We start from the raw sequence: 12,061 nt of genomic DNA on the forward strand, positions 1-12,061 counted from the left end.
GCTCTTTTGGCGTCATGCATCGGGCGTGTTGCGTCAGGCGTTCTCAGGGCGCCGGGTACGGGAAGCGGGTGTGGATGGCCTCCAGCGCTTTCTCCAGCTCTTTGTCCCAGGCCACATCGACACTTTTCAGGTTTTCTTCCAGTTGTGCCAAGTTGGTGGCGCCAATGATGTTGCTGGTGACGAAGGGACGTGTGGTGACGAACTGCAAGGCCAGTTGGGTCGGGCTGACGCCTCGCTCATTGGCCAGTGCGCAATAAGCCTCGGTGGCAGCGATGGCCTGGGGGTTGGTATAGCGGGCGAACTGTTTGAACAGGGTCAGGCGTGCACCTTCTGGCCATTGGTCGTTGCGGTATTTGCCGCTGAGCATGCCGAATGCCAGTGGCGAATAGGCCAGCAGGCCCACCTGTTCGCGGTGGGCCACTTCTGCCAGGCCGACCTCGAAGCTGCGATTGAGCAGTGAATAGGGGTTCTGGATGCTGACGGGTGGCGCCAGGCCGATTTTCTCCGCTTCATGAATAAAGCGCATGGTGCCCCAGGGGGTTTCGTTGGACAGGCCCCAGTGGCGAATTTTTCCTGCATCCACCAGTGCCTTCAGTCCGGCAACGGTTTCGCTGATGGCGATACCGTCCTCGCCGTCCCGATGTTTATACCCCAGGCGGCCGAAGAAGTTGGTGGTGCGCTCTGGCCAGTGCAGTTGGTAGACGTCGATCACCTCGGTTTGCAGACGCTTGAGGCTACCTTCCACGGCGCTTTGCAGGCTGTCAGCGTTGAAGCGCGGGCCGCCACGGATATGCTTCACGTACTCGCCGGGGCCGGCAGCCTTGGTGGCGAGCACCACCTTGTCGCGATTCCCGGTCCGGGCGAACCATTCACCGATAATGGTTTCGGTGCGAAAAGAGGTCTCCGGGCTGGCGGGCACGGCGTACATTTCGGCGGTATCAAAAAAATTGATCCCATGCTCCAGGGCCATGTCCATCTGGGCATGGCCTTCTTCGGCGGTATTCTGGCTTCCCCAGGTCATGGTGCCCAGGCACAGGGCGCTTACCTCGAGGTCGGTACGTCCGAGACGACGGTACTGCATTGTCTGCTCCTTTAAAGGGGGTCGTGCAAGGGTGTAGAATTGCGCTCAATCTCAACATGGCGCCGGGCGCTGCACAATGCCCCGTTTTATTGGGGCGGGAACAAAGGCGAGACTGGCCTGGCAGGCGACCATTTGGTGTCATGACAACAAATGCCCCTGAATGGCTTGTGTTCTTTTGGGGGCTTGGGTAGAATTCGCGCTCTCTTGCCCGGCGTAACCGTCGCCGGCGGGTGTTTACTACCCGTAACATATTGAATTTAGGGCAGAATCCCATGAAGACCTACAGCGCAAAACCGGAAAGCGTAAAGCGCGACTGGTATGTGGTAGACGCTACCGGCAAAACGTTGGGTCGGTTGGCTACTGAAGTCGCCACCCGTCTGCGCGGTAAGCACAAGCCGGAGTTTACGCCACATGTCGACACCGGTGATTACATTGTCGTGATTAATGCCGACAAAGTAACCGTTACCGGCAAAAAGACGACAGACAAGATCTATTACAGCCACACCGGGTACCCGGGTGGTTTGAAACAAGCCAACTTTGCGACTCTGCAGGCAGAAAAGCCTGAGATGATCATCGAGAAGGCGGTCAAGGGCATGCTGCCGCGTAACCCACTGGGTCGCGCCATGTTCCGCAAACTGAAAGTTTACGCAGGCACTGAGCATCCGCATACCGCTCAGTTGCCGCAGCAGCTGGAAATTTAAGGGGTTTGTCGATGGCAACTGTAGAAACCAACTACGGAACCGGTCGCCGCAAGACCTCTTCCGCTCGCGTTTTTCTGCGTCCGGGCAGTGGCAAGATCAGCGTTAATGGTCGCCCGCTGGATGCGTATTTCGGTCGTAAAACCAATCAGATGGTTGTTCGTCAGCCGCTGGAACTGGTAGAGGCGACTGATAAGTTTGATGTGCTGGTTACCGTTAGCGGTGGCGGCAACAACGGTCAGGCTGGCGCCATCCGTCACGGTATTACCCGTGCACTGATGGAGTATGACGGTGAGCTGCGTGGCCAGCTGCGTCGTGCCGGTTACGTGACCCGTGATGCTCGTGAAGTTGAACGTAAGAAAGTGGGTCTGCGCAAGGCACGTCGTCGTCCGCAGTTCTCCAAGCGTTAAGTTTCAAGCACTACAGTTACACAAAAAAGCCCAGCATTGCTGGGCTTTTTTGTGTTCAAATCAGGTGTTTAGCGATTCTGGCGGGATAATAACCGGTTGTCAGGTGTGGGCTTTTTCTTTACCATTTGCGCCGCCTTACTCCGCCCGTAACGCGAGGATAAACCTCGAGTCTCGGACTAACCCCGAGCGTGGGATCTAAGGGGAGAACATCTCAATGAGCAACGACGGCGTTAATAGCAGCCGCCGCACTTTCCTGATCGGCTTGACTTCGGCGATTGGTGCCGCAGGAGCCGTTGGCGTGGCTGTACCTTTCGTTAAGTCCTGGCAACCCAGTGCCAAAGCCAAAAATGCCGGTGCGCCGGTAAAAGTGGATATTGGTCGTCTGGAAGCAGGGCAGCGCGTAGTAGAAGAATGGCGGGGCCAGCCTATCTGGGTGGTGCGTCGCACGGAAGATATGCTGAATACCTTGCCAAAGCTGGATGAGAAGCTGCGTGACCCTGCGTCCGACGCGGATCAGCAGCCGGAATACGCCAAGAACGAATGGCGTTCGATTAAGAAGGAATACCTGGTTCTGGTCGGTACCTGTACCCACCTGGGCTGCTCGCCGCTGTTTGAAGAGCAGCCGACGGTAGAGCTTGAGCATGGTGGCTTCTTCTGCCCTTGCCATGGTTCCAAGTTCGATCTGGCTGGTCGGGTGTACAAGAGCGTTCCGGCACCCACCAACCTGGTGGTTCCGCCGCATTCTTACCTGAGCGAAGCTGTCGTTATCGTCGGCTCTGAGGAAGGGGAGACCAAGGCATGATGGGAATGGTGAATCGCGTTGTCGATTGGGTAGATGCCCGTCTGCCCGTGGTAGACGCCTACAAGCGTCACATGTCCGAATACTATGCGCCGAAGAACTTCAACTTCTGGTACTACTTTGGTGTGCTCTCCATCGTGGTACTGGTAAACCAGCTGCTCACCGGCATCTGGCTGACCATGTTCTTCTCTCCAAACGAAGGTTTTGCCTCCGTTGAATACATCATGCGTGATGTGGAGTGGGGTTGGCTGATCCGTTACATGCACGCAGTGGGCGCGTCCGCGTTCTTTGCCGTGGTGTACCTCCACATGTTCCGTGGCCTCATGTACGGCTCCTACAAGCCGCCGCGCGAGCTGGTGTGGATCTTCGGTATGCTGATCTACTTGGCGCTGATGGCTGAAGGTTTCCTTGGTTACGTACTGCCTTGGGGCAACATGTCCTACTGGGGTGCCCAGGTAATTATCTCCCTGGCGGGTGCGATCCCGTTTGATTTGCTGCCGTTCATTAGCGCGGCAGACGCCAAGGAAATCGGTGAAGGCCTGACGACCTGGGTGCGAGGCGATTACCTGCTGTCCACTGCCACGGTGAACAAGTTCTTTGCGCTGCACGTTGTGGCTATTCCTATTGTGTTGCTTGCTCTGGTCGTGCTGCACATTCTGGCGTTGCACGAAGTGGGTTCCAACAACCCGGATGGCGTGGAAATCAAGCAGAACAAGGATGAAAACGGTGTACCGGTAGACGGCATCCCGTTCCACCCTTACTACACCGTGAAGGACCTGCCGGGCGTGATCGTGTTCCTGATGATCTTTGCCGTGGTGATCTTCTTCTTCCCGGATGGTGGTGGTTATCTGCTGGAGAAGCCGAACTTTGAGCCGGCCAACCCGCTGAAAACCCCGGACCATATTGCGCCGGTTTGGTATTACGGTCCGTATTACGCCATGCTGCGTGCCACAACCATCGATTTCATCATGTCTTCCAAGGCATGGGGCTTGGTGGCCATGGGCGGTGCAATTGTGATCCTGTTTGTGATCCCGTGGCTCGATCGTCACCCGGTCAAGTCCATCCGCTATCGCGGTATCTGGAGCAAGATTTTCATGACGCTCTTCGTCTTGGATTTCCTGATGCTGGGTTATTTCGGTACCCAGCCGGCAACACCGGGCAAGACCATGATGGCGCAGTTCGGCACGATCTATTATTTCAGCTACTTCCTGCTGATCATGCCGTTCGTGCATAAATTCGAGAAATCCAAGCCGGTTCCGGAACGGGTAACGGGGGGACACTGATGAAGAAGCTAGCGGTTATTCTTTTCAGCTGCCTGCCGTTGGTCGCGTTCGCGGCTGGCGGTGGCCACAACGAGTACGTGGTTAAAGCGCCGGTAAACCTGCAAGACAAGGTTGGCCTGCAGAATGGTGCCAAGCTGTTCGTTAACTACTGCTTGGGTTGTCATACCCTGCAGTACCAGCGCTACAGCCGCATGGCGGAAGATCTGGAAATGCCAGAAGAGCTGGTGATGGAGAATCTGAACTTCGTCAGTGACAAGTTCGGTGACCAGATGCATAACGCCATGGACAAAGACGACGCGAAGAAGTGGTTTGGTAACGCGCCGCCGGATCTCACCATGGTGACCCGGTACCGTTCTTCGGATTGGGTGTATTCTTACCTGATCAACTTCTACGAAGATGAGTCCCGTCCGTTCGGTTACAACAACCATGTGTTCCCGAGCGTGGGCATGCCCCACGTGATGGCGGGCCTGGAAGAAGAGCTGGGCGAAGACGAGTTCAAGCAGGCCATGGGCGATCTCACTAACTTCCTGACTTACACCGCGGAGCCGATTCGCCCGCAGCGTGAACGTCTGGGGGTGTATGTGCTGCTGTTCCTGGGCATCCTGTTGATCCCGGCTTACCTGCTCAAAAAGGAATACTGGAAAGACATACACTGATCCTTCAGTGTAGGATTCCAGCGTTGAACAGGGTATCCGCGTAAGCGGTTACCCTGTTTCTGTTATAGATCACTAGTGCGGAGATGACTCGACAATGGGTGTGGTGACCAAGCGTTCTTCAATGACTTTCTTTTCTTCCCCGGAAGATCATTACAGCCATCGCGTGCGTATTGTGCTGGCAGAAAAAGGGGTCACGGTCGATATCGTTGATGTGGACAGCAGTAATAAGCCGGAAGATCTGGCTTCGCTGAACCCGTATAACGAAGTGCCCACGTTGGTTGACCGTGAGCTGACCTTGTTTCAGTCCACGGTGATCATGGAATATCTGGACGAGCGTTTCCCGCATCCGCCGCTGTTGCCGGTTTACCCGGTGGCACGTGCCCAGAGCCGCTTGTTGATTCATCGGGTGGAGCGTGACTGGTGTGGTCATGTGGACGCGATCCTGGCCGGTGAAGAAAAAGAGGCCAGCCTGAACAAGCGCCGCAAGGAGCTGCGCGAGGCGATCATCGCCACCGCACCGATCTTCAGCGAGCTGCCGTACTTCATGAGCGAAGAGTTCACCTTGGTGGATTGTGTGGTGGCGCCGATTCTGTGGCGGTTGCCCGCTCTGGGGATTGAGCTGCCTGCCAAGCAGGTGAAGCCGCTGCTGGATTACGCCGAGCGTCTGTTTGACCGTGATGCGTTCCAGGCCAGCCTGACCGACGCTGAGCGCGAACTGCGTAACCCGCTGTAATTATGTCCGAAATGACCTCCAATCGCCCGTATCTGATACGGGCGATCCACGAGTGGATCTGCGATAACGGCCTGACCACCCACCTGGCAGTGAATGCCAGTTTCCCGGGTGTGGAAGTACCGCAGGACTTTGTGCAGGACGGCCAGATCGTGCTGAACATTGCGCCGCGCGCAGTCACCCAGTTTGTGGCGGATAACGATGAAATAGCCTTTTCTGCCCGCTTTGGTGGCATGCCCATGACCATTCGGGTGCCGGTGAACGCGGTAGTGGCGATCTTTGCCCGTGAGAATGGGCAGGGTATGGCGTTTGATCCCGTCGATCCGCCGGAGCCACCGACGACCACGCCGGAGCCTGAGAAGAAAGAGGAAGGTAAGGGCGGAAAAGTCAGTCACTTGAAAGTGGTGAAGTGAGAAAGTGAGACGCAGCACGCCTCACGCTGCATGCAACACGCAAAAGCCCGCTCATTGAGCGGGCTTTTTGTTTTCCGTGGGGCGTGACGCGTGAAGCGTGTTGCCGGCGCGGAGCGCCTAATCGATATATTCAATGATCTTCACGATCTTCTGTACCCCGTACACCTTCTGTACCTGGGCGACCGCTGCGTCGGCTTCGGCATGGGTGAGCAGTCCCATCAGGTAGACCACGCCGTTTTCCGTGACCACCTTGGTGCGCCAGCCTGGCGCGTCGCCGTTGACCAGCAGGCGGCTTTTTACCTTGCTGGTGAGCCAAGTGTCATTGGTGCGTGCCAGGAATGAGCCAGAGCCCACCACCTGCAGCTCATTGTGCACATTGCGCACATGACGTACCTGGCTGGCGATATTTTCCGCCTGGGTGCTCAGATCTTCGCTGGCTACCTGGCCCGCAAGTAAAACGTTGCCATTGTAGCTGACCACCACGATGCGGGACTCGTCCAGCTCGGCGCTGGTGCGTGACAGATTGACGGCGACTTTGCGTTCGATGTTGCCATCTTCCACAAACGCCCCAAAGGTGCGTGAGCCGTGGTCCTGATCAGTGGGCTGGTCGGACATGCCCTTGGACAGTGATGCACACCCTGTAGTCAGGGAGAGCAGCAGTGCAAGAGCCGCAAGGGCTGGTAAGCGGGTAAAGCGTGCGACCATTACTGGCCTCCGAACAACTGCTGGTCGATGTAATCGCACAGCGAATGGATGACCAGGAGGTGCACTTCCTGGATGCGGGCTGTGGAGGTGGCGGGCACCCGAATTTCGATATCATTGGGGCCGTACAGATTGACCATTTCACCGCCTTCCTTGCCGGTCATGGCGACTACGCGCATTTCCCGGTCGTGGGCGGCCTGGATGGCCTGAATCACGTTAGCGGAGTTTCCGCTGGTGGAAATCGCCAAGAGAATATCGCCACTGCCACCCAGGGCGCGGACCTGCTTGGAGAAGATCTCGTTGTAGCTGTAATCGTTGGCGATGGAGGTCAGCGTAGACGAGTCCGTGGTCAGCGCGATAGCAGGCAGCGCTGGGCGCTCCATTTCAAAACGGTTGAGCAGCTCGGAAGAGAAGTGCTGGGCGTCGCCAGCGGAGCCGCCGTTGCCGCAGGTGAGAATCTTGCCGCCGTTGAGCAGGCATTCGACCATGGCCTGGCCTGCGGCTTCAATCACGGTAGGCAGTACTTCGCCGGCCTTTGCTTTGGTTTCGATGCTTTCGGCAAACAGTTGCCGGATACGGTCCACGCTCATAATTGTCCCTTCAATGTCCTGTTCGCTGAGTTCGGGTCGCTCAATCTTTCACATTCTGCTGTGTAGCTTATTCGCTATAAAAGGCGTTTTGTATCCATTGATAAAGGACAGTCTGCTGGCTGTCCGGTTCCATGCCCAGTACATCGAAGCGGCAAGGCCGGTGATGATGTTCCGGGTGGCGGGCCAGAAAGTGCTGGGCCGCGTTGATTAATCGCCGTTGTTTGTGGTGATCCACCGAGGCGAGCGCGCCACCATGACTCTGGTGTTTGCGCCAGCGGACTTCGGTGAAGACCAAGGTGTCGTGATCCAGCAGGATCAGGTCAATTTCCCCCTGACGGCAGTGGAAGTTGCGTTCCACCACGGTCAGCCCCTGGTCGATCAGCCATTTCGCGGCCAGCTTTTCCGCGTCACGGCCGGTGTCATTCTTGCTTTTCTTACTGCGAAGTAGCGGCACGGGGAAGGCTGTTTTGGCCTGTCTCGGTCACTTGTGGCAGCGTTTGTGCCTTGCCACCCACAAAAACTGCCCAGTTCAGTTCGCGAACAATGCGTTGGTTCTCCATGTGCAAGCGGCCAGTAACGCCGGGCAGCTCGCTGGAGGGCAGGGCGTTGAGCAGATACAGGCGGCCTTGCAGCCGGTAGGCATCGATGCCCATGGCAAACAGGCGCTCGTAGCGGCCGTGGCCGTCTGGCCATTGCTCGTTGGCCGCGTCGTGCAGGGCCTGGTTATCGTCGGAGAGAATCCAGGGCATATCCACAAAGCGGATGCCATTCAGGTCCTGGTCCCGGCGTGGATTGTCTTCACCACTGTAGATCAGGGCGGTGGAGTAGACCGGCAAGTCTTTGGCGTAGTGGAAGTTCAGGGCTGGTTTCACCTGGCGCCCCTGATTGGGATCGGCGAGCAGGAACAGGAAATCCATGTCCTGGCGGCGGCGAGGCTGGTTATCCATCTTCAGGCTGGTGAAACGGCTGACCGCATTGCCGCGTTTCTGGCTTTGTGCCACCAGCAGCATTTCCTCGACGGTTTCTCCGATGCTGGGCCCTTCCTGGTAGGTGCGGGTGATGGTGATTGAGCCGCCCAGTTCCTGCCAGCGATCGACGAAGGCCTGGGCAACGCGGTCGCCCCATTCCCCTTCCGGGTAGAGGATGCCAGCCTGCAAGGCGCCACTGCGGGCGCCATGATTAGCGATCTGACGAGCTTCATCTTCCGGTGCCAGGCCAAACTGAAAAAAGTTGTCGGCGCGGTTGTCGGTGTCGATGTAGTTCAGTGCCAAGGTGGTCACCGGCAGTGTGCCCTGGGCGGCAATGGTGGCTGCCTTGTCCTTGGCCAGGGGGCCAAGAATGAAATCGGCGCCATCGGCCACGGCCTGCTGGTACACGGCGAGGACATCGTCGCCACCGGAGTCATAGAAACGCAAGGTCGGCGGCTGGCCGTTTTTCTGCTGTTGGTAAAAGGCGGTCATAATGCCTTCCTGCAGGGCCTTGCCGGCAGTTTGCAGTGTGCCGGAGGTTGGCAGCAGGATGGCAACCTGGCTGGGACGCTGGCTGGCGGCTTCTTCAAGCGCTTCCAGCATTTGTGGCACATCGTCGATGGCCGGGTGGGTGCGCCACTGGGCGCTCCATTGATTCAGGCGGGTCACCTGGGCATCCAGGTCGGCAATGGGGTCGCGGTACAGTTGAGCCAGTGTCAGCCAGCCACGCAGGTCGCCACTGCTACCGTCAATGGCGTCGGCCAGATCGGTGTTGGGCAGCTGCATCAGCAGTTGCCAGATCATGTTGTGGTTGTAGCCCTGATCGTCATCGCTGAGTAGCGGGTGAGCGGCGACGCGTTGCTGCAGGCTGTCCAGCAGCTTGCCTTGCATGGCCAAGGCGTCGGCGCGCAACAGATCCAGTTGGGCCTGATGCTCGGCGGGATATTGCAGTATTTCGTCCTGGTATTGCTGCAGCAGCGTCAGGGTCTTGTCCGCTTGCTGTTGGCCGAGCTGGGCGCGGCCACTGAGTAGCAACCAGGTGAAACGCTGCTCACTGCTGAGTTGTCCGGGGTTCAGGTCGGCGAGCAATTGGTTTGCATCGGCAGCCCGTTTTTCGCCCAGATAGGTAGAGGCCCAGGACAGCGTAGAGGTATTGCGTTCGTCGGCATCCATGCCGGCAAGTTGGTTGCGGGCGGCAGAAAGCACAGCGGGTGCCTCTGTCGGTGCGCGGGGCGTGGCAACGGCGGGTGTTTCATAGACCTTGGTCTTTGATGAAGGAGTGGTGGAGCAGCCGGCCACAACAGCGGCAGCGAGAAATGCTGCCAGATAAGCCTTTCTAAATTCCATGGCGAGGTTCGTATTACCAGAATGAAGCGGCTATTGTAGGCGCTTTCCGGGCGTCTTAACACTTGAGTAGTGCACGAATATGAGCGGGACTTTGTTTATTGTCAGTACTCCGATCGGTCATTTGGATGACATTACCCGTCGGGCAATTGACGTACTGGCAGCAGTGGACTGGATTGCGGCGGAGGATACCCGGCACAGTCAGCGGATGCTTGATCAGTTGGGTATTCGCAGCCGCATGATCAGTTGCCATGATCATAATGAAAGCCAGCGCAGTGATGAGTTAGTGGCACGTTTGAACAGTGGTGAGCAGGGGGCATTGATCAGTGATGCGGGGACGCCGTTGATCAGTGATCCCGGTTACAGGCTGGTTCGCGCCTGTCAGGAGGCCCAAGTAAATGTGGTGCCCATTCCCGGTGCGTCCGCGTTGCTGGCCGCGCTGGCCGCTGCTGGTCAGCCTTCTGATCGTTTTCTGTTTGAAGGGTTTGTGCCTGCCAAGGGCGCGCCGCGTCAGCAAGCCATTGAGCGCCTGGCGGCCCTGTCAGTCACCAGTATTATTTATGAGGCGCCTCACCGGGTGCTGTCCTTCCTGGAGGCCCTGACAGGGCTGGTTGAAAAAGATCGTGAAATTACCCTGTGCCGTGAGCTGACCAAGCAATTTGAAACGATTCGGCGTGGTCCGGTGAGTGAAATCTGTGACTGGGTGGCGTCGGACAGCAATCAGCGACGCGGTGAACTGGTGCTGGTGCTGTCGCCGGTGGCGCAGTCCTCGTCGTGGACAGACAGGGACGAGGCGTTGGCGAAAACGCTACTGGCGGAGTTGCCAGTGTCGCGGGTGGCAAAAATTATGGCGGCCCATACCGGGTTGAAGCGGCAGGACCTGTATGCGCTGCTGGAAAAGATGAGTTGAACGCTCAACTTCCCTGTATCTCTGGCTTACCGGCGCCCATACGATTAGAATCCCGCCCGGACCGGTTAGGCAGTCGCTGGCGGCAGTTCTTTTAAGAGTTGCCGTTGGAGGAAAGTCCGGGCTCCACAGGGCAGGGTGCCAGGTAACGCCTGGGGGCCACACTGGGAACGGTGTGGTTACGGCTAGTGCCACAGAGAAGATACCGCCTGTTCCGTCCTTGTGTCGGAATCGGTAAGGGTGAAAAGGTGCGGTAAGAGCGCACCGCGCCGCTGGCAACAGCGGTGGCAGGGTAAACCCCACCCGGAGCAAGACCAAATAGGGATCCGTTGGCGTGGCCCGCGCTGGATCCGGGTAGGTTGCTAGAGGTTTGTGGCGACGCAAACCCGAGATGAATGACTGTCCACGACAGAACCCGGCTTATCGACCGGTCCACCTTATTCCAATACGCGTTGCGAGTGACGAGAAGCGAAGACCGAAACGGTGTTTGTGTCTCGTTGCTTGTTTCTCGCGATCATCCGCCTTGTTGATCTGGATCATGGCTCAATAATGGTGTGCCGCTAGGCTTGCCCGCTCACGCAGTTCGGAGCTCGGCATGGCACAGGTGGATACCCTCTTCAGTGAAAATGGCCATGAAGTGCTGCGCTTTGCTGACCTGGTGGTGGGTGAGGGCGTGCAGGCCAACCAGTTCTGCATCCGCCATAACGACCGGGCGGCGCTGATCGATCCCGGTGGCGACCTCACTTATACCCCGTTAACCATTGCGCTCAGCCGTCGCGTTAATCTGGACGGGTTGGAGTATATTCTGGCGTCCCACCAGGATCCGGACATTATTGCGTCGCTGCCGCGCTGGCTGATGCACACTCGCTGCCAGGTGGTGGTCAGCCGCCTGTGGTCTCGCTTCTGGCGTCGTCCTATGTCACTGGCAAGATGGGCGAGCAGCTGCAGGCGCGCATTCTGGGTATTGCCGACGAAGGGAAGGTGCTGCCGTTTGCGGGAACCGAGCTGTGGGTATTGCCGGCGCATTTTCTGCATTCCGTGGGCAACTTCAGTTTCTATGATCCTCTCAGCGGTATCCTTTTTTCCGGCGACGTGGGCGCCAGCCTTGGCGGGGAAGAAGGGCGGGTGGATAATTTTGCAGACCATTGTCACAGCATGCAGGGATTTCACCGGCGGTACATGGCCAGTAATCGGGCATGCCGGTTGTGGGTGGCGATGGTGCGCAAGCTGTCGCCGCGCATGATCGTGCCTCAGCATGGCGGGTACTTTGAGGGCGAGAATGTGGGCCGCTTTCTTGACTGGTTGGCGACGCTGGAGTGCGGCGTGGACTTGCTGGATAGTCGTCATTACCGGCTTCCCACGGTGGATTGGCAATGCATTTCGTGAATATCGGTATATAAATAAAGTTAGTAATAACTAATCTGTCTAACACTTAAAGTGCTTTCTCACCTGCGCGTCCCAGCGCTCTGATTCATCACGG

The 12,061-nt window shown here is 57.6% G+C and carries 14 protein-coding genes, 1 other RNA gene and 1 pseudogene; 11 read left to right on the top strand and 5 right to left on the bottom strand.

Going from position 1 to position 12,061, the window contains the following annotated elements; translation table 11 throughout:
• Positions 1 to 43 precede the first annotated feature (43 nt).
• Positions 44 to 1,081, bottom strand: coding sequence for an aldo/keto reductase (locus ABNH18_RS00410; protein ID WP_349380914.1), 1,038 nt, complete (start codon positions 1,079 to 1,081; stop codon positions 44 to 46).
• A gap of 272 nt (positions 1,082 to 1,353) precedes the next feature.
• On the opposite strand from ABNH18_RS00410, the gene rplM reads away from it, so the two are divergent.
• The 7 genes from rplM (at position 1,354) to ABNH18_RS00445 (ending at position 6,070) form a co-directional block, all read left to right on the top strand.
• Positions 1,354 to 1,782 carry a 50S ribosomal protein L13 gene (rplM, locus tag ABNH18_RS00415; protein WP_349380915.1) on the top strand — a complete coding sequence of 143 codons (429 nt, stop codon included), beginning with the start codon at positions 1,354 to 1,356 and terminating at the stop codon, positions 1,780 to 1,782.
• Positions 1,783 to 1,793: 11 nt separating this feature from the next.
• Positions 1,794 to 2,189: a 30S ribosomal protein S9 gene (gene rpsI, locus ABNH18_RS00420; protein WP_007149663.1), complete on the top strand. Its 396-nt coding sequence runs from the start codon at positions 1,794 to 1,796 to the stop codon at positions 2,187 to 2,189.
• A gap of 214 nt (positions 2,190 to 2,403) precedes the next feature.
• Positions 2,404 to 2,991, top strand: coding sequence for a ubiquinol-cytochrome c reductase iron-sulfur subunit (petA, locus tag ABNH18_RS00425; RefSeq protein ID WP_349380916.1), 588 nt, complete (start codon positions 2,404 to 2,406; stop codon positions 2,989 to 2,991).
• Positions 2,988 to 4,271: a cytochrome b gene (locus ABNH18_RS00430; RefSeq protein WP_463671046.1), complete on the top strand. Its 1,284-nt coding sequence runs from the start codon at positions 2,988 to 2,990 to the stop codon at positions 4,269 to 4,271. The genes petA and ABNH18_RS00430 overlap by 4 nt, the downstream gene beginning before the upstream one ends.
• Positions 4,271 to 4,927, top strand: a complete 657-nt coding sequence (locus ABNH18_RS00435; RefSeq protein WP_349380917.1) for a cytochrome c1 — start codon at positions 4,271 to 4,273, stop codon at positions 4,925 to 4,927. Before ABNH18_RS00430 ends, ABNH18_RS00435 begins: the two co-directional genes overlap by 1 nt.
• 94 nt (positions 4,928 to 5,021) lie before the next feature.
• A complete protein-coding gene (gene sspA, locus ABNH18_RS00440) occupies positions 5,022 to 5,660 on the top strand; it encodes a stringent starvation protein SspA (protein ID WP_007148462.1) in 639 nt (212 codons plus the stop codon).
• 2 nt (positions 5,661 to 5,662) lie between these two features.
• Entirely contained in the window at positions 5,663 to 6,070 is a 408-nt protein-coding gene (locus tag ABNH18_RS00445; RefSeq protein ID WP_349380918.1) for a ClpXP protease specificity-enhancing factor, read from the top strand.
• A 117-nt stretch (positions 6,071 to 6,187) separates the two neighbouring features.
• On the opposite strand, the gene ABNH18_RS00450 is transcribed toward ABNH18_RS00445, so the two are convergent.
• From ABNH18_RS00450 to ABNH18_RS00465, 4 genes are all read right to left on the bottom strand, one after another.
• Positions 6,188 to 6,775 carry a BON domain-containing protein gene (locus ABNH18_RS00450; RefSeq protein ID WP_349380919.1) on the bottom strand — a complete coding sequence of 196 codons (588 nt, stop codon included), beginning with the start codon at positions 6,773 to 6,775 and terminating at the stop codon, positions 6,188 to 6,190.
• Positions 6,775 to 7,362 carry a phosphoheptose isomerase gene (locus ABNH18_RS00455; RefSeq protein ID WP_007150375.1) on the bottom strand — a complete coding sequence of 196 codons (588 nt, stop codon included), beginning with the start codon at positions 7,360 to 7,362 and terminating at the stop codon, positions 6,775 to 6,777. Before ABNH18_RS00455 ends, ABNH18_RS00450 begins: the two co-directional genes overlap by 1 nt.
• A 67-nt stretch (positions 7,363 to 7,429) precedes the next feature.
• Entirely contained in the window at positions 7,430 to 7,816 is a 387-nt protein-coding gene (locus tag ABNH18_RS00460; RefSeq protein ID WP_349380920.1) for a YraN family protein, read from the bottom strand.
• Entirely contained in the window at positions 7,797 to 9,677 is a 1,881-nt protein-coding gene (locus tag ABNH18_RS00465; protein WP_349380921.1) for a penicillin-binding protein activator, read from the bottom strand. The genes ABNH18_RS00460 and ABNH18_RS00465 overlap by 20 nt, the downstream gene beginning before the upstream one ends.
• 79 nt (positions 9,678 to 9,756) lie before the next feature.
• On the opposite strand from ABNH18_RS00465, the gene rsmI reads away from it, so the two are divergent.
• From rsmI to ABNH18_RS00485, 4 genes and pseudogenes are all read left to right on the top strand, one after another.
• A complete protein-coding gene (rsmI, locus tag ABNH18_RS00470; protein ID WP_349380922.1) occupies positions 9,757 to 10,584 on the top strand; it encodes a 16S rRNA (cytidine(1402)-2'-O)-methyltransferase in 828 nt (275 codons plus the stop codon).
• A 57-nt stretch (positions 10,585 to 10,641) separates the two neighbouring features.
• An RNA gene (gene rnpB / locus ABNH18_RS00475) (RNase P RNA component class A) lies at positions 10,642 to 11,020 on the top strand.
• 156 nt (positions 11,021 to 11,176) lie between these two features.
• Positions 11,177 to 11,440, top strand: a pseudogene (locus tag ABNH18_RS00480) (oxygen-binding di-iron domain-containing protein); the annotation flags it as partial.
• Positions 11,441 to 11,472: 32 nt separating this feature from the next.
• The gene (locus ABNH18_RS00485) at positions 11,473 to 11,967 is read left to right on the top strand and encodes an oxygen-binding di-iron domain-containing protein (RefSeq protein ID WP_349380923.1); all 495 of its coding nucleotides are present in this window, start codon (positions 11,473 to 11,475) and stop codon (positions 11,965 to 11,967) included.
• The last annotated feature ends 94 nt before the right edge of the window (positions 11,968 to 12,061 follow it).

Origin of the sequence: Alcanivorax sp. (assembly GCF_040118815.1) — a bacterium.
GTDB lineage: Bacteria > Pseudomonadota > Gammaproteobacteria > Pseudomonadales > Alcanivoracaceae > Alcanivorax.